14 protein-coding genes are annotated in these 17,459 nt (G+C 62.1%); 6 read left to right on the forward strand and 8 right to left on the reverse strand.

What is annotated here, in order from left to right; translation table 11 throughout:
- Entirely contained in the window at nucleotides 1-798 is a 798-nt protein-coding gene (gene phnE / locus K307_RS15500) for a phosphonate ABC transporter, permease protein PhnE (protein ID WP_051974913.1), read from the forward strand.
- Between the two features lie 50 nt (nucleotides 799-848).
- Here phnE and K307_RS15505 read toward each other — a convergent pair whose 3' ends face one another.
- Both K307_RS15505 and K307_RS15510 read right to left on the reverse strand, forming a co-directional pair.
- The gene (locus K307_RS15505; protein WP_080745036.1) at nucleotides 849-1,514 is read right to left on the reverse strand and encodes a response regulator; all 666 of its coding nucleotides are present in this window, start codon (nucleotides 1,512-1,514) and stop codon (nucleotides 849-851) included.
- Nucleotides 1,495-3,165, reverse strand: a complete 1,671-nt coding sequence (locus K307_RS15510) for an MASE1 domain-containing protein (RefSeq protein WP_042882106.1) — start codon at nucleotides 3,163-3,165, stop codon at nucleotides 1,495-1,497. The genes K307_RS15505 and K307_RS15510 overlap by 20 nt, the downstream gene beginning before the upstream one ends.
- A 499-nt stretch (nucleotides 3,166-3,664) precedes the next feature.
- Between K307_RS15510 and K307_RS49490 the strand changes: the two genes are divergently transcribed.
- Nucleotides 3,665-3,883, forward strand: a complete 219-nt coding sequence (locus K307_RS49490; RefSeq protein ID WP_042879392.1) for a hypothetical protein — start codon at nucleotides 3,665-3,667, stop codon at nucleotides 3,881-3,883.
- Nucleotides 3,884-4,110: 227 nt separating this feature from the next.
- Here the strand turns inward: K307_RS49490 and K307_RS15520 are convergent, their stop codons facing one another.
- Genes K307_RS15520 through K307_RS15540 form a run of 5 tightly spaced genes read right to left on the reverse strand, consistent with a single transcriptional unit; the run spans nucleotide 4,111 to nucleotide 8,238 of the window.
- Nucleotides 4,111-4,686 (reverse strand): DUF1404 family protein, encoded by a 576-nt coding sequence (locus tag K307_RS15520; RefSeq protein ID WP_063771679.1) that lies wholly within the window; start codon nucleotides 4,684-4,686, stop codon nucleotides 4,111-4,113.
- Between the two features lie 7 nt (nucleotides 4,687-4,693).
- The gene (locus K307_RS15525; protein ID WP_230625697.1) at nucleotides 4,694-5,341 is read right to left on the reverse strand and encodes an SCO family protein; all 648 of its coding nucleotides are present in this window, start codon (nucleotides 5,339-5,341) and stop codon (nucleotides 4,694-4,696) included.
- A complete protein-coding gene (locus tag K307_RS15530; protein WP_042879394.1) occupies nucleotides 5,338-5,952 on the reverse strand; it encodes a c-type cytochrome in 615 nt (204 codons plus the stop codon). The genes K307_RS15525 and K307_RS15530 overlap by 4 nt, the downstream gene beginning before the upstream one ends.
- Before the next feature lie 13 nt (nucleotides 5,953-5,965).
- Nucleotides 5,966-6,613 carry a cbb3-type cytochrome c oxidase subunit II gene (locus K307_RS15535; RefSeq protein ID WP_042879397.1) on the reverse strand — a complete coding sequence of 216 codons (648 nt, stop codon included), beginning with the start codon at nucleotides 6,611-6,613 and terminating at the stop codon, nucleotides 5,966-5,968.
- Nucleotides 6,614-6,615: 2 nt separating this feature from the next.
- A complete protein-coding gene (locus K307_RS15540) occupies nucleotides 6,616-8,238 on the reverse strand; it encodes a cbb3-type cytochrome c oxidase subunit I (protein WP_042879399.1) in 1,623 nt (540 codons plus the stop codon).
- Between the two features lie 285 nt (nucleotides 8,239-8,523).
- On the opposite strand from K307_RS15540, the gene K307_RS15545 reads away from it, so the two are divergent.
- Both K307_RS15545 and dapA read left to right on the forward strand, forming a co-directional pair.
- Nucleotides 8,524-9,942: a PLP-dependent aminotransferase family protein gene (locus K307_RS15545; protein ID WP_042882113.1), complete on the forward strand. Its 1,419-nt coding sequence runs from the start codon at nucleotides 8,524-8,526 to the stop codon at nucleotides 9,940-9,942.
- A gap of 292 nt (nucleotides 9,943-10,234) precedes the next feature.
- Nucleotides 10,235-11,161 carry a 4-hydroxy-tetrahydrodipicolinate synthase gene (gene dapA, locus K307_RS15550; protein WP_230625699.1) on the forward strand — a complete coding sequence of 309 codons (927 nt, stop codon included), beginning with the start codon at nucleotides 10,235-10,237 and terminating at the stop codon, nucleotides 11,159-11,161.
- Nucleotides 11,162-11,620: 459 nt separating this feature from the next.
- On the opposite strand, the gene K307_RS15555 is transcribed toward dapA, so the two are convergent.
- Nucleotides 11,621-15,130, reverse strand: coding sequence for a pyruvate carboxylase (locus K307_RS15555; protein WP_042879401.1), 3,510 nt, complete (start codon nucleotides 15,128-15,130; stop codon nucleotides 11,621-11,623).
- A gap of 190 nt (nucleotides 15,131-15,320) precedes the next feature.
- Between K307_RS15555 and K307_RS47830 the strand changes: the two genes are divergently transcribed.
- Complete coding sequence (locus K307_RS47830) at nucleotides 15,321-15,620, forward strand: hypothetical protein (RefSeq protein WP_155301160.1); 300 nt, start codon at nucleotides 15,321-15,323, stop codon at nucleotides 15,618-15,620.
- A gap of 154 nt (nucleotides 15,621-15,774) precedes the next feature.
- On the forward strand, nucleotides 15,775-17,421 hold the full coding sequence (locus K307_RS15560; protein ID WP_051974915.1) for an alkaline phosphatase D family protein: 1,647 nt from the start codon (nucleotides 15,775-15,777) through the stop codon (nucleotides 17,419-17,421).
- Nucleotides 17,422-17,459 lie beyond the last annotated feature (38 nt).

Here is a 17,459-nt window from a genome sequence, read left to right on the forward strand (position 1 = left end):
ATGGCGAACAAGACCAAGGCCGCCCAGCTCTGCTTGAGCTGCCTGTTCACCCTGATCGCCGTAGTGCTGGTGGTGTCGGCCAGTTTCGCTTATCTCTCGCTCAATCTTGGCCGGCTTCTCTCCATGGACGCGGCCGGCGAGATGCTGCGCTTCATGCAATCCTTCTTTCCCCCTGACCTGTCGGCTGGCCTTCTTGCCAGGACAGCCAGGGGTATGCTCGAAACGCTTGCAATGTCTGCCGTTGGCACCTTGTGCGCGGCGGTCCTTGGCCTGGGCCTGGCGTTACCTGCCTCCGGCCGTCATGGCGCTGCGCTCAAGGCGCTGTCGCGGCTGGTGCTGAACCTGTTGCGCTCGGTGCCCGAGCTGGTGTGGGCGGTCCTCACCGTGCTGGCCGTGGGCCTCGGACCATTCGCCGGCACCCTTGCCCTGGCCTTGCACACCGCCGGCGTGCTTGGCCGCCTGTTCGCCGAAGCACTGGAGAATGCGCCGGCGGCGCCGGCACAGGCGCTGCTGGCAACCGGGGCGCCCCCCGCCCTGGCCTTCCTGTATGGCACGCTCCCCTGTGTCCAACCGCAGTTCCTCGCCTACACCCTGTATCGATGGGAGACAAATATCCGCATGGCGGCGATCCTGGGCTTCGTCGGCGCTGGCGGGCTTGGGCAGATGCTGTACTTCGAGCTCTCCCTCTTTCATCTGGCGCAGGCCTGCACGGTCATCATCGCCATGCTCGTCCTCGCGGCACTGGTCGACGCCGCGAGCGCATTCATGCGCCGCGATCGGGTCATGATTCACGCCTGACCCTGGTGCCCGGCAGAAAGTCTCCAGGACATTGCCTATCCGGTAGACCCCTATTGGCTCTCGATCCACTGAATGGCGAAGCGCATCAGTTCCTTGCCGTTACAAATATCCAGCTTTTCCTTGATATTGGCCTGATGTGCCTCGATGGTCTTGATGCTCCGATTCAGTTTCCCGGCGATCTCGCGGGTGCTGAAGCCGAGTCCGATCAGGTGCAGGACCTCGAATTCCCGTTCCGAAAGGCTCGCGATCGAGCCCGTCGGGATTTGCTTGGGAACCGTCAGAGCCCGCGCCAACCTCTCATGCATGGCGGCGCTCAGGTAAACATTACCTGCCAGCACCTCGCGGATGGCGTTCAAAATATGCTCCGTGGCCTCGAGTTTCATCAGATACCCGTTTGCGCCTGCCCGCAGTGCGCGTTCGGCAAACAGGGTTTCGTCATGCATGCTGAGGACGAGGATTGCCAGCTTCGGATAATGTTGCCGGAGCGTCTTGACAAGATCCAGGCCGGAGTTCGAGTGCAGGCTGAGGTCCACAATGGCCAGGTCAGGCTGGCACGCCACCGCCGCCATGGCTTCTTCGGCACTGGCGGCCGCACAGCAGACGTGCAGATCCTCATGCATATTCAGCAAGTGGGCTAACCCCTCCCGGATGATGGGGTGGTCATCCACGATCAGGATCTGGGTCGCGCGGCCCAGGCTAGATGGCTTCCCTTTCATTCCCTGGACTCTCCGGTATCGGATAGCTGATGGCAACCGTGGTGCCACCCAAAGCATTGCGGGTGACCGTGCAAGAGCCGCCCAGGAGGCTCGCCCGGTGACGCAGGTTGTGAAGTCCCAGTCCCGAGGCACGCTCCATTTGTTCCGGGTCGACCCCCACCCCGTCGTCACTGATGGAAAGCCTCTGCATTCCACCTTCACGCTCCAGGTCGATCCAGATATGGCGGCCATGGCTATATTTCAGCGCGTTATTGACGGCTTCCTGTGCCGCACGGTAAAGGTTGATCTGCATCGGCGGATCCAGTACGTCCACATCTGACTCGATGCGCAGCGCGCAGTCAATGCCATTCAGCGAGCGGGTCGTCTGTGCCAGCCCTTGCAAGGCGACCGTAAGGCCACCAGGTTCCATGGCGACCGGGTCCAGCCCATGGGCAATCTTGCGAGTCATCTGGGACGCCTGCTTCACCAGTTCGACGATGGTCGCCGCCTCCGCGGCGGCTGGATGGCTATGCCTCTGTAGTTCCTGATTCAAGGTGGTGCAGTAGAAGCCCAGACTGGTAAGGTGCTGCCCGAGTCCGTCATGCAGTTCCCGGCCGATGAGTCTTTGCTGCTGATCGCCGATTCGGATCAGTTCTGCTTCCAGCCGACGACGTCGCGCCATCTCCTGCTTCAGCTCCTTGTTTGCTCGTTCCAGGTCCTGGGTTCGCTCTTGCACGCGCCGCTCCAACTCGACGTGGGATGCGAGCAGGAGGCTATGGATGCGCTTCTCCTGGGCATGTGCCGCCACCAGCAGCAGTCCGGTGACTGCCACGACATTCGCGAAGGCGCACCATCTCACGAGGCTGTCCACCGGAGATTCGGCGGCAAAGGGACCGGTGCCGTTCGTGGTGCCCCAGATGGCCACGATTGAGACCAGCAAGGTTGAGAGGCAGGTGCCCAGGTGATCGAAGCGCAGAGCCGCCCAGATAGTGAACGGAAAAATCGCGAGGGCCGCCGGATAGTAGCCGTGCCCGGAAAGTTCGGTGGCGCCGAAGATGAGGTAACTCACCCAGAAGATCGCAACTGTCAGTCCGCACGCTTCCACGGTCTGCTTTGCGGAGCGGATCGGGTTCCGATGCGTGAGCAAGCTGAGCAGCGGCGGGGCCACCACGAGCACCCCCATCATGTCACCGAGCCACCATTCGAGAAGGGCTGCGCCGTACTCGGTGACTGGCACCAGGCCCCCTCCAACGAGGGCGGTCGCACCAATCAGCGCACTCACTGCCGTGCTGACCGTCGCAGCAAGGATGATGAAGGCAATCACGTCCTTGATGCGATCCAGGGTGATCTGGAATCGGGCTACCCGCTTCAACAATATTGAAGCCGTCAAGGCTGCAGCCGTTGCGCCGAGGCCAATCACCGCAGCCACCGGTAGCGGCACGCCCACCGACATGTTGGCCAAAACGGAACCAATGGCAATGCCGGGGGCAACTGCGAAGCCCATCACGAGCAGCGCAACAAGGGCGATGCCGCTGGAAGGCCACACCAGGGACACTGCACCGCCAACTACCGCATAAGCCAGTCCCAACTTTGCACATGCGAAATACGCCAATGCGACCAATCCAGTGTGGATAAAGAGGCGGAGCTTCGAGTTTCGCGTAATGATTACCATTGCTCGCTTCAAATCCTGGGACAGCCCCTGGCACATCAGGTCTTTTTCTCGTTAGCCGCAATGACAATACTCTTGCGAAAGTTCGTATCCGACGCACCTGTGGCAAATCACGTATTTGCACCGAATCCGTGCCAGACGAAGTGCTGCGAAACCATGGTGCCGCAAGACTACTATGAATCTACGTCAGAACTCCCCTGCGCGGTAAGCGTAGCCGGACGGATTCGATGCGCCATACCGTCCGGGTTCGACGCCAAATTCCATACGAGCGCTGTCGTGCCGGGTTTCGGGTCTTTGGCCAGAATCCGGGCTCGGCCCAAGAGGGCGAGTTCGCGCTTCCCTATCGAATAGGGCAATCCCCTAGCCTCTTTTCGGACCAACCCCTTATTCATGCGCTTGCCGTCAGGGCATACATTGAAGCGTACGAAGTTGCGGCGCACAAACTGGAGCGAAATGAATCCGCTTCGGGGTTCTTGAACCACCTGAATAGGAGGTGAAAAAAATGGTAAAGACAGTCTTATTGCTCGCTGCGGCGGGTGCGGCGCTTAGCGCCGGGGTGGCCTATGCCGGCATCGGCGCGCGAGATGTCTACACCGACGGCGCTAGCGTGATGGGGCCGCGAGATCCTTATACCGATGGAGGGAAGGCCACAAAGTTTGACGTCTATTCAGATGGGGCGAGAGTCACGGACAGGCGAGACGGGTTCACCGATGGCGCGTGAATCACCAACCGCGATGGACTGGTTGACGGCAGTATGTAAGCAACTACAGAAGCGTCCCCAATAGAACACAGTGGTTGGCGCTCAGCGTCCCCGGCCACAAACCAGCACTCCCCCGAGTAACAGCCTCGGGGGATTCTTTTTGCAGCGACCTCCCTGCCGGAGAAAGTTGCAGAACTGAAACAGATAATGCAGAGAGCCCAGCCATTTGCGCGAAGGCGGCTCTTCCTTCAAAGCCAGGGCGCTTCCTCGAATTGGCGGGGGTGCCTCCGGAAAGCCTTGAACAGCCAAACCATCAGGACAGCTGCGGCAAGTGCCATCATGGCCAAGCCGGCCGACTCCTGCTGATTGGAAAGATAGACACTACAGAGCTGGTCAGGCGTCGAGTGGTATAGCATGCCCGCGACAAATGTCATCCACGCCCAGTTAAGCACAAAGAACGCCTGCACGATGATGCCGGCACTACGCCAAGATAGCCCGGCAAGCACTCCGGCCAGGACCATACTGACGACCTCGCCCATGCCCGCACTCGGACTGAGGACCGCACTGTCTAATGCCACGGGTAGCATCCAATAGCCCAGAATCAACGCTGAGGCGGTAAGACCGGGAATCCCGAAGGCATTCCAGCGCACCAACGCATGGCGCATTGGTGCCCGGCACAGGACTGCGGCATGAAACCCGACTGCAAACAATATTGGTAACTCTATCGCCATGTGCCGCGCCATCGACGCTTCCAGCCATGGGCGCAGTAGTGCTGCGGCGCTGAGCAACATGCCGGGCAACCACAGCAGAAGCCGGGCATGCATAGCGCGGTCACCCCTTGAGTGCGGAGGCAATCTCGGCCAGGACGAGATCCGGTCGGGCAACATCGTAGGCACGGACAAGGTGTCCGCTCGCATCCACCAGGAATAGCGCAGTATTGTGGGAGTAACCTCCAAGTCCGTCGGGCAGGACAACGATGCCAAACTCACGCAACGCTGCCTTGATGTCGGCGGGATCCGTGACCGTGGCAAAGCGCCAATCCGGGGCATTGGCCTGCATTCTGCGCGCGGCAGCGGCCAGCACAGCCTGCGTGTCCCGCCTTGGATCAAAGCTCAGCGTGAGGAGCCTGACCTGGTCATCAAGCCCTCTTGCCTTCAGTTGCTGTTGCAGGTAGGAGAACTCGGCCAGCGTCGAGCGGCAGACAGTCTGGCACTCAATGTATACCCACAGGACAAGCGTGAGCTGTCGGCCTCCCCTGTCGAGCGCTGATAAGCTGAAGGTTGAGCCGTCCTGGTCGACCAGCTGCACGGGAGGCAAGTCCCGCGGTGCGCGGGCGATCTCGATTCGGCGAAGTCCGTCACTGGTGACAGCCGAAAAACCAGCCGTCGTCGCCCAGTACGCAGCGATACCCAGAACAATCACCGCGAGCAGCGCGACGATCGTTCCTGACAACCCGGGCTTCGAGACCGCCTGGTTCACCTGGCCTCACCCTGCCCGCCTTTACTGGCGACGAAGGCGCGTAGCCCGGCCGCCCCGTTCCATGGGGCCTTCTGGTCAGCCGATAGCTGCCGCGCAGCAGCCAACGCATCTGGTTCGACCGGCGGAGCGCTATTGCCCCAGTTAGACCGGACGTAGCTCAGGACCGCAACGAGCTCATTATCCGAGAGTTGCGCACCGAACGCCGGCATCGAGCCGCTATAGGTCTTGCCCAGGACTTCAATTTCACCGGTCATCCCGTGCAGGACGAGCTGTACCAACGGCCCGGGGTCACCGGTGACCCATGGCGAGCCTGCCAGCGGCGGAAAGACACCGGGCAGGCCCTGCCCGTTTGCCTGGTGGCAGGCCTGGCAGTTGGCAGCAAACACCTGTGCGCCATCAGCACGACCAGTGGACTTGCCTCCAGTTCCGACGAGTGCCGACGCAGGCCGCTGGTCACCTAACGCGCTGCTCTCATCAGGACGAGCGATGAGAATATAGCCGACAGCCCACAAGACCATGCCGCAGACCAGGCCCAATACCACGCGTGGCACCGGATTGTATTGCTCATGCGGATCGGAATGCTCGCCGCGGCGGATATCTTCAGACGTCATTGCATAACCTCTTTCACTTCGCGTGCTCCGAACTGGCCGCAGGGGGCTTTATCCTGGTTGCGTTCGCAGCATCTTCCGGCGTGAGCACAGCGTATGTGTGGTTCAGGGATTGCAGATAGGCAACCAGGTCCATCGCCTCAGGACGGGCGACCACCACCTTGTCATATGGCGCAACGCCCGGCGGCAAGGACACCACGCGCTCACCCTTCGCGACCGCAGACTCGTCCTTGACCTCGAACAGGAAGCGATAGGCCGGCATGATGCTTTCCGGCACATACGCCCTCGGCTGAAACAAATGCCCGAGATGCCAGTCGGCGCTGGGCTGCCTGGCGCCAATGTTGAACAGGTCAGGCCCCGTACGCATTGTTCCAAGGAGCGGGGGATCGTCGTAGTGATAGTCTGCCGCTACGGAGGGGCGCCCCCAGCCTCGCCTGGCATCAGCGCGGCCGGCGCCAGTGCTGCTGGGCTGCTGCGTATGGCAGGCGATGCAGCCGTTCGCCATATAGACTTCCCTGCCACGCAGTTCGGCGCTGGTATATGGCTTCAGGTCCTTAGGAGCAGGCACATCCTTCAGTTGCAGGAACGGCGTGACCACCATCGCCGCGGTGGCGAGCGACAGCGTCACCATTGCCCCGCCCACCAGTTTCAGTTCGTTTTCCATATCTATGCTGCCGAATGCAGGGGTTTCTGCTCGTTCTGCGTGACACCGGACGGAAGCGCGAACAAGACCATATGCGTGGCAAACACGAGGTGTCCGAGCGTCATTAATGCACCACCGATTGAGCGGCCGTATAGCCACGGTAGCGTGACCGTCACCGATTCGAGGAACGGCTTGTCCGGGCTCAACAGCGACAGTCCCTGCAGGACGCCGCCGGTGCTTAGCGTAACCATGTAGACGGTGAACCCGGCCACCACGAGCCAAAAATGCAACGCAATCAGCCTGGGATGCGGCCAGCGGGTGTCCAGGATCCGCGGCAGTGCGAAATAGACACCGCCAAAGATAACCATCGACACGAACCCGTACATACCCAGGTGGGCGTGAGCCACGGTGAAATGGGTGAAATGCGTAACGGCGTTGAAACTCCGCAGCGCCTCAAAACTGCCCTGCAACGACGCCAACGTGTACATGATCGCGCCAAAGACGATGAAGCGCAGGGTTGGCGAATGACGCAGCGCCCCGAAGTTCCCCTTCAAAGTCAGGTGCTGGTTCAACGAGAAGGAGACCACCGGGATGATCATCATCACACTCTGCACAATGGACAGGGTGATGAGCCACTCAGGAACCGGGCCGCCAATCAGATGGTGGGCGCCCACTTGACCATAGAAGAATGCAAGGGTCCAGAAGCCGAGCAGTGACAAGTTGTACGATTGGACTGGCTTGCCAATGACCTTTGGCAACAGGTAGTAGATGGTTGCGAGAGACAGCGGCGTGTAGAAGAGGCCAAGCACGTTATGGCCAAACCACCAATTCATCGTCGCCTGCTCTACCCCGAAGTGGACGCCTGGGATCTTGGCTACGATATAGAGAACGGGGAACCAAAAGAGGGCCGCTCCCATATACCAGACCGAAACGTAGAGATGATGTACGTTCCGACGTTGCAGCATGAAAACGAGCGGCAGGCCAATCATCATTCCGCCGACCGCGAACAAGCCGCCGATCTGCCATGGGATTTCCAGCCACTCCATCCCGGCGCTCAGCCCTGCAGCAATGGCACCAAGGCCCGCCACCACCCCGGCATTCCAGACAATCGCGCCAAAGATCGCAAAGCGCCCGCCAACCAGGGGCGTACGCAGCAGGCGCGGCATCATCCAGATCGCAAGGCCAAGCAGCCCCATCGGCGCCCATCCGTAAGCGACGGCATTCAGGTGAATGGTGCGCAGGCGCCCGAACGACAACCATGCGCTGTCTGTCAGCAGGTCAGGCCAGTGAAGTTTCATCGAGCTGAGCAGACCCGCTGCAGACGCGACAATTAGCCACACCACCGAGGACATCAACATGACGAACGCCGGAAAGGCGCTCGACCGGTCCGCGCTCTCGCGCAAGGCCAGGTCTTCCCTGGAAACCCCAGTGACATGATTGCGGCGCCCCACATTGCGCTCGAGGGCATCATGCTGTGCCGGATCGGCTGCGGGTTCCTCAGGAACGCCAATCTCATTGGCCGAGAAGATGACTTTCGCGGCGTTGGTGTCAATGTCAAACAGGCCGCGCCGCAGTGACCATATGAAGGAAAAGAGGCCTACGATCGATAGAACGAAAGTAGCCAATAGCAAACCTGTGGGATTCATGAACTTCTGCGCTCTCTGCCGGGACGAATGTCAGCCGTTTGTCGGCGGACGATACGCGACTATGCTATGCGGTCATTTCACCAGGCGGAAGACGCAGATGCGGGGAAAAAGAGCGGAGCAGATTCAAGGATCGCGATCGCTGATATGGAACTTTCATGGCGGCCCGATGAGGATGACCCGATCCAGTTCGTGCAAGACGCGCTACCGCGAACATCTGATACGCTGTACACACGTCAAACGCCACTCCCGGCAGTCTCCCGCAGCATACGAATTCAGATGAGCAGCATGAAGCGATATGAAACCCTTGCGTCCGACATTGCGGAGTCTATCCGCAAGGGTGTTCTCAGGCCCGGCGACCGGCTGCCGTCCGTCCGGCACTGTAGTGAAAGTCGTGGAATCAGCCAGTCGACTGTCTTTCAGGCTTACTACCGGCTAGAGGCGCAGGGGCTCGTTCGTGCCCGGCATCGTTCCGGGTATTTCGTCGCCGCAGGAGACACCGCAATTCTTCCGCAGCCGGAGACCGCACCGCGACCGCTTGGCGAGGCGGTGTCCCTGGATGTCAGCGAGCGTGTCTTTGAGGTCATGGAGTCCAGCCTGGCAAGAGATCTCGTGCCCTTTGGCTCGGCGTTTCCCAGCCCACTGCACTTTCCGATGACGCGGCTAGGCCAGATCTTCGCCTCCAGCGTAAAGAAACTGGATCCGTGGAGCAGCGTTGATGACCTGACGCCTGGGAGCGCACGCCTTCGACGTCAGATTGCGCTTCGTTACCTGGCTGATGGCCTGCAGATCCATACCAACGACATCGTCATCACCAACGGCGCGCTGGAAGCGCTTAATCTGTGCCTGAGTGCGGTAACCCGCCCTGGCGACGCCGTTGTCGTGGAGTCCCCCACGTTCTCTCCGGCCTTGCAGGCGCTGGGGCGCCTGGGCCTTCATGCCATCGAAGTCACAACTCATCCACGCGAAGGCGTCGAACTCGACGCCTTGCAGCAAGCCTTGGAGCGGCACAGACCCAAGGCTTGCTGGCTCATGACAAACTTCCAGAATCCGCTCGGCAGCCTCATGCCGGACGAAAAGAAGCGCGCATTGGTCGAGTTGCTCACACGATATGGCGTCCCGCTCATTGAGGATGACGTGTTCGGCGAACTGTACTTCGGGGCCAACCGCCCCAAGCCGGCCAAGGCATTCGACACGGCCGGAATCGTGATGCACTGCTCGTCCTTCTCCAAATGCCTGGCACCGGGATACCGCATCGGCTGGACTGCCCCCGGCAAGTTCGCACGCAAGGTTGCGCGCCTTAAGCTGGTGACAACGTTGGCTTCATCCGCGCCAGCTCAAGAGGCCATCGGTTCTTATCTCGAAAAAGGGGGATTCGACAAACACCTCCGGCGCCTTCGCCAGACTTTGAACACTCAGCAAAGCTGCTTCCTGCAGACGATCAGCGAGCATTTTCCGGCTGGGACAAAAGCAACTCGCCCGGCTGGGGGATACCTGCTGTGGGTCGAACTCCCCCGACACGTTGATGCCCTTGCTATCCACCGCCAGGCGCTGTCGCTGGGGATCAGCCCGGCACCAGGTCCAATCTTTTCCGCCAAGCAGGAATTCCGGAACTGCTTGCGCCTGAACTACGGGCATACATGGGATGCTCGCTCCCAAAAGGCCCTCGTCACCCTTGGACGACTGACAGCCGCCTACGGTCATTAAGCCAGGATCACGCACAAGCTCGCACCCGATCCGCCCACGTGGCTCCGCTGCCTGCTTTACGCAGGCTAGCGCACGCCTGGCCATAAGAGTAGTACCAGCTGGCGATCAAACCACCATACCAGTTTTCCCGCGCGCGACGGAGGGATGCGTGCCGCGCCAAATCGTTTGATTTCGCCGAGCGCCCCTCTGATATGCAATTTCGGCGATCGCCTGATGCTGTTCTCTGCCGGACGTTCAGCGTACGCTAAACATTCAATGGGAGTGTGCCCAATCTAACGCCTGGAGGAAATTCATGAACGCTCGCGCTGACGAACCCATGCCCAATCGCGGTCACATCACAGGCAGCATCCCTGCGTTAGTTACGCCGATGAATGACAACGGGATGCTGGATATTCCCAGGCTTCGAGCTCTGGTTGACTGGCATGTCAACGAAGGTACATCGGCATTGGTCGTAATGGGGTCCACAGGTGAGTCACCGACCCTCGACATGGATGAACACTGCACGACGATACGCGAAGTGGTGACATACGCTGCGGGGCGATTGCCTGTCATCGCAGGCACCGGCGCAAACTCGACCAGCGAAGCACTTGATCTGACCAGGTATGCGAAGAGCGTGGGAGCCAGCGCCGCCCTCTCGGTTACCCCCTATTACAACAAACCGACACAAGAGGGACTCTTCCAGCATTACCGCAAGCTTGCGGAGAATGTTGACATTCCACTCATTGTGTACAACGTGCCAGGACGCACCGGCGTTGATTTAGCCGACGATACGATTCAGCGGCTTGCCGAGGTGCCTGGAATCGTAGGGCTTAAGGACGCCACCGGAGATGTCGCTCGTGGCGCCAGACTCATTCATACGTTGCCTGAGACGTTCTCCGTATATAGCGGCGACGATGAGACTGCGGCTGCGCTGATCTTGCTCGGGGCAAAGGGAAATATCTCCGTTACTGCCAACGTCGTTCCCCGCTTGATGCGGGAGCTCTGTGATGCCGCCATGAATGGGGATGTAGCCATGGTGAGGCTCATCTCCAGGAAGATCTACCTCCTGAATCAAGCCATGTTTGTCCAGTCGAATCCGATTCCCGTGAAGTGGGCGCTAGCCAGGATGGGTCGAATCGAGGGCGCGTTGCGCCTGCCCTTGACACCGCTTGGCACTAAATGGGAGCCAGTCCTCTCTCATGCGCTGGCTCATGCTGGTGTAGAGCTTCGCGCGGGATGAGCCCCCGTGTCGCCTGGAGAACAAGGGCTCTCAGGGACTAGCCTGCGCGACGTCGCCCCATCACGCTCCCCAACGAGAAGCATGCTCTGCCAACCCGCCCAACCCGACTCCGCGTCTGACGACATGTGGTCTGCCATTGCTGAACTATCGAGTGAGCAGTTGCATACCATTGTCGATCTATCTCTCACTCCACCCGGCCCTCTGACAGATCTTGCCTCTTTCAGAAATCACGTTCTCGGTATCTTCGAGAACGTCGCAGGCTTCGAGTCAACGGCGCCTCCGGAATCCATCATGCAAAAGCTCTGGACAACATATCGGCGCACACCTGTCGTGCGCTCCGCTCCCACACAAGCCAGGTAAAAAGGATCAGGCCCATTGCGGCCTCCGGTCCCGAACGGACGGGAGGCTGCCAGCTTGCCAGCCCCCTGCGATTCGCTGTGCGCGCGAAGCATACCGACATCAATCCGCAGGCTTCAACTCGATCAGCAGATCCTTCGCGGCCACACGGTCCCCCTGTTTCACATGCACCGCGGCGATTTCGCAGTCGCGATCCGCCGGGATGTGGGTTTCCATCTTCATCGCCTCCAGCGCCATCAGCGTCGTACCCGCAGCCACGCGCTGTCCCGGCTGGACCGCCACCGTCACGATCGAGCCCGGCATGGGCGCGGCGATATGCAGCGGATTGCCGGGCTCGGCAATCGGACGGCTGCTGCGCACCACCGTCGCATGCGTGGTGCTGCGCTGCTCGACCAAGGTTGTGCGCGATTGTCCGTTCAGTTCAAACTGGACCTTGATGACGCCCTCTTCGGCATCAGGATGCGTGCCTTGCAGGGAGACCAGCAGGGTCTTGCCCGCCGCGATGTCGATGGCCACCTCCTCCTGCGGCTGCACGCCGTACAGGAATGCCGGCGTGGGCAGCACCGAAGTATCGCTATAGGCGCGCACATGCGCGTGGTACTCGATGGCCTGTTTCGGATACATCAGGTACGAAGCCAGCTGCCGGTCGTCGAGGGCCTGCTCGCAGGCCGCTTCGCCCGCGGCGCGCGCCGCATCGAGATCGACTGCCGGAATCTGGTCCCCGGGCCGGTAAGGCGCGGGCGGCTCACCCCGGAGCACCTTGCGCGAGAGCTCCGCGGGGAAGCCGTCAGGCGGGAAGCCCAGTTCACCCTTGAACAACGAAACCACCGATTCAGGAAATGCAATCTCCTTGGCCGGATCGGACACATCGGTGGCGGTCAGGTCATTGGCCACCATCATCAATGCCATATCTCCCACTACCTTGGACGTGGGCGTCACCTTGACGATATCGCCAAACAAGTGGTTGACATCGGCGTAGGCGCGCGACACCTCGGTCCAGCGATGCTCGATACCGAGCGAGCGGGCCTGCTCGCGCAGGTTGGTGTACTGGCCGCCCGGCATTTCGTGACGGTACACGTCGGCCGTGCCGGCGCGGATTTCGGATTCGAACGGCGCGTAGTAACGACGCACCCCTTCCCAGTACATCGACGCCTCATGCAGGCGCTCCAGACTGAGTCCGGGATCGCGTTCGCTGCCCGCCAGGGCCGCGACAATGCTCGACAGGTTAGGCTGGGAGGTGAGCCCGCTCATCGCATCGAGCGCGCCGTCCACGGCATCGCAGCCGGCCTCGATGGCAGCCAGTGCGGATGCGGCCGAGATGCCGCTGGTGTCGTGCGTATGGAAATGCACGGGCAGTCCGGTTTCTTCCTTGAGTGCCTTGACCAGCGCAGCCGCGGCCTGCGGACGGCAGATACCCGCCATGTCCTTGATGCCCAGCACGTGCACGCCGGCGCGCTGCAGTTCGCGGGCGATACCGACGTAATACTTCAGGTCGTACTTGGCGCGCGACTTGTCGAACAGGTCGCCGGTATAGCAGATCGCGCCTTCGCACAGCGCGCCGCTTTCGCCGACGGCATCGATCGCCACACGCATATTGCGCACCCAGTTCAGCGAATCGAACACGCGGAACACGTCCACGCCGGCGCTGGCGGCCTGGCGCACAAAGAAGCGCACCACGTTGTCCGCGTAATTGGTGTAGCCGACGGCGTTCGAACCACGCAGCAGCATCTGGAACAGCACGTTGGGCACGCGCTCGCGCAACTGCTCAAGGCGTTGCCACGGATCCTCCTTGAGGAAGCGCAGCGCCACGTCGAAGGTGGCGCCGCCCCAGCATTCCAGCGAGAACAGCTGCGACAGCTCGCGCGCGTAGAACGGCGCGATCGGCAGCATGTCCGCGGTGCGCATGCGCGTGGCGAACAGCGACTGGTGCGCGTCGCGCATGGTCGTGTCGGTCAGCAGCACCTGCTTCTGGTCGAGCATCCACTGCGAGAACTTTTCCGCGCCGAGCTCGCGCAGCCGGTCGCGCGTGCCATAGGGCAGCGGGCCGCTGTTGTCCACGGCGGGCAGCACCGGTTTGGGCAGCGGCAACGACGGCAGCGTGCGGCCGCTCATTTCCGGGTGGCCGTTAACGCTGACCTCGCCCAGGTAGCGCAGCAACTTGGTGGCGCGGTCCAGCCGCTTGGTGAATGCCAGCAGCTCCGGCGTCAGGTCGATAAACCGCGTGGTGACGTCGCCGGACCGGAAGGCGGGATGGTTGATGACGTTTTCGAGGAACTGCAGGTTTGAAGCGACACCGCGAATGCGGAACTCGCGCAGCGCGCGGTCCATGCGCCGGATCGACTCGGCGGCCGTGGGCGCCCAGGTCGTTACCTTGACCAACAGCGAATCGTAGTAAGGGGTGATCACTGCGCCGCCGTAAGCGGTGCCGGCGTCCAGGCGCACACCGAAGCCCGCCGCGCTGCGGTAGGCGGTGAGCCGGCCATAGTCGGGCAGGAAGCCGTTCTCCGGGTCTTCGGTCGTGATACGGCATTGCAGCGCATGGCCGTTCAACGCAATCCCCGCCTGGGCCGGAACGCCCGCGGCACGCACGACGATGCCACCGTCTGCGTTGCACGTGTTTTCGGTCATGCCGATATGGCCGCCCTCCGTGATGCGGATCTGCGCCTTGACGATATCGATGCCGGTGACCATCTCCGTGACCGTGTGCTCGACCTGGATGCGCGGATTGACCTCGATGAAGTAGAACTGCCCCGCGTCCGCATCCATCAGGAATTCGACCGTGCCGGCGTGCGTGTAACCGACCGCGCGCATGAGCCGCAGAGCCGCCTCGCACAGGGCCGCCCGGCCAGCATCGTCGAGGTACGGGGCGGGAGCCCGCTCCACAACCTTCTGGTTGCGCCGCTGCACGGTACAGTCCCGCTCGTAAAGATGCACGAGGTTGCCGTGCGTGTCGCCGAGCACCTGTACCTCGACATGGCGTGCGTTGCGCACCAGCTTTTCGACATACACCTCGTCGTTGCCGAACGCGGCCAGCGCCTCGCGCCGGGCCGCGGCGAGCGCGCCCTCGAGGTCCTGCTCGCTTTCCAGGGCCCGCATGCCGCGCCCGCCGCCGCCCCAGCTTGCCTTCAGCATCAGCGGGTAGCCGATGCCCGCAGCCAGTAGCTTGCACGCTTCCAGGTCATGGGGCAGCGGACCGGTTGCCGGCATCACCGGCACGCCCGCCTCGATCGCCGCGTTGCGCGCCGCCACCTTGTTGCCAAGCTTGCGCATGACCTCCGGCGACGGGCCGATCCAGCGGATCCCGGCATCGATCACCGCCTGTGCGAACTCCGGGTTTTCGGAGAGGAAACCATAGCCCGGATGGATGGCGTCGACCTTCGCCTGCCTGGCGATGCGCAGGATGTCGTCGATATCGAGGTAAGCCGCCAGCGGCTTCTTGCCCTCGCCGACCAGGTAGCTCTCGTCAGCCTTGAAGCGATGGAGCGCAAGGCGGTCTTCCTTCGAATAGATCGCCACCGTGCGAACATTCATCTCGGCGGCCGCGCGCATCACGCGGATCGAGATCTCGGAACGGTTGGCAATCAGCAGGGATTTGATCGGGTTGTAGTCCATGGGGCGCGCAAAGAAATGAACCACGGCACGGCGTGGTCAATGGATCGGAGAGCAGGAGAAGGATGAAGACTTCGCCGGGCCGCTAGTCGTAGTGAGCAAATGGGGTGTGCGAATCCATCCAGTCGTAGTGCCCTGTCGTAGCCGCCCAAGCCCAGTTTGTTCGCCATGGCGACTGCTCATTGCTTTCGCAATGCTCGCCTCGCTTCTGTCCAGCACGCGGCTTGCTGTCATCGCCGGCAAGCTCGCGGCTGTCCGCGCCGGCTCCGTGTCTTCCGTAGTACATCGCGGTGCATTCCTCTTCAAGATCCAGGGCGCCTGCCCTTCAACGCAACGCGATAGCCAGGCGACGGCAAATTTTGCAGGCAGAGCCAGAGGCGTGCCCGTTCGATCTTCTTTGCGCAAGAAACGGACCAATGCCAACCAGATCGTGCATCTCCTTGATTTATCGGGAGATTTTCAAGGGACTCAGTTCCATGGATTTCATAATTGAAATCCAATATTGCATCCGTGAGATCCGGTAGCCCGCAACGAACGCGGCCTCGACGGGACGATAACGTCATCTCATACGTGGCCACGGCGCCGCGGGCGTCCGGCACAATCGAACCTTTCCACCGCCCTCGGTCGCCTGAACCCACCGTACTGGCATGCAACGAAGAACCTTCCTTCATCTGACGGCAGCCGCCGGCCTCGCCACGCACCTGCCCCGCTGGGCACGATCGGCCACACTGCGCCAGCGCGACCTGTTCGCGCTTGGTGTGGCGAGCGGCGTGCCCGCTGCCGACGGATTCGTGCTGTGGACCCGCCTGCTCGACGGGGCCATCCCGGGCACCGCGCAAGCCGATGCCCGCGGCATCACCCCATTGCAGGGCGCGCTGACAGTCCAGTGGGAAGTGGCCGAAGACGATGGATTCCGGCGGATCGTGCGCCGCGGGCACGCGCAGGCCCTGCCGGAGCTGGGCCACTCCGTCCATGTGGAAGTCGGCGGGCTGCGCCCGGACCGCTGGTACTTCTACCGTTTCATGCATGGTGACGCGGTGACCGCTACCGCGCGCACCCGCACCGCGCCGGCGGCCGATACACTGGCGCCGCGCGTCCGCTTCGCCTTTGCTTCCTGCCAGCGCTGGGAACAGGGCCACTATGCGGCGTACCGGCAGATGCGGCAGGAAGACCTGGACCTGGTGGTGTTCCTCGGCGACTACATCTACGAGAACGCGGTGGTGGCAGGCGCGGCGCAGTTGCCGCGCACGCACAGCCTGCCCAGGGCAACCAGCCTGCAGGACTTCCGCGACCGCTATGCGCTGTACAAGAGCGATGCGCTGCTGCAGGCCATGCATGGCACCTGCCCTTGGCTGGTCACCTGGGACGATCACGAAGTCCAGAACGACTACGCGGCACGCGTGGGCAGTGAACCGGCGGCGGACTTCCTCGCCCGGCGCACCGCGGGTTACCAGGCGTTCTACGAGAACATGCCGATCCGGGCGAGCGCGCTGGTCCATGGCACGGCCGGCCTGGGCACGCCGGACGCGCTGCGCATCCATGCGCGGCATCGCTGGGGTCGCCTGGTCGATTTCCATATGCTGGACGACCGGCAGTATCGCGATATCCAGGCCTGTCGTGAGCCCGGGCATCCGCGCAAGGGCTCGGTGTCGCCGGACCAGTGCAGCGCGCTCAACGACCCGCGCCGCACCATGCTCGGCAGCGCGCAGGAGCAATGGCTCGCGCAAGGGCTGGCGCAGGACCGGCGCGACCAGACCCGCTGGAGCGCGATCGCCCAGCAGACCATCTTCTCGCGGCGCAACTACAAGGCGTTGCCCGCGGAAGCCTTTCACAGCGACACCTGGGACGGCTATCCCGCCGCGCGCCAGCGGCTGCTCGACAGCATCGTCGCGGCGGCACCGCGCAATACGGTGTTCATTGGCGGCGATATCCACCAGCACTATGTCTGCAATGTGCTGGCCGATTTCAACGACGCGAAGTCTCGTGTGATCGCCAGCGAGTTCTGCGCGACCTCGATCGCTTCGGCGTCGGGGAGCACCGTAGAGAGGAGCGCGGCCAGGATCGCGGCGCTGAACCCGCATATCCTGCACGCGCGGCCGGACCAGCGCGGCTACACCGTTGTCGATGTCACGCCCGAACGCTGGGCCAGCACGCTGCGCGGTGTGGAGGACGTGGCGCGGGTGGACAGCCCGGTCGGAACGCAGGCGGCGTTTGTCGTGGAGGACGGTCGGCCGGGGGTGCAGCGCGTGGGGAATTCGCAGACGCTGGCACATCCCGACAGGCACGAGGCATAATTCTGAAACTGGTGTGAAACTGGTTTCACCGAAGACCC

It is taken from the genome of Cupriavidus necator A5-1, assembly GCF_000744095.1.
Taxonomy (GTDB): domain Bacteria; phylum Pseudomonadota; class Gammaproteobacteria; order Burkholderiales; family Burkholderiaceae; genus Cupriavidus; species Cupriavidus necator_A.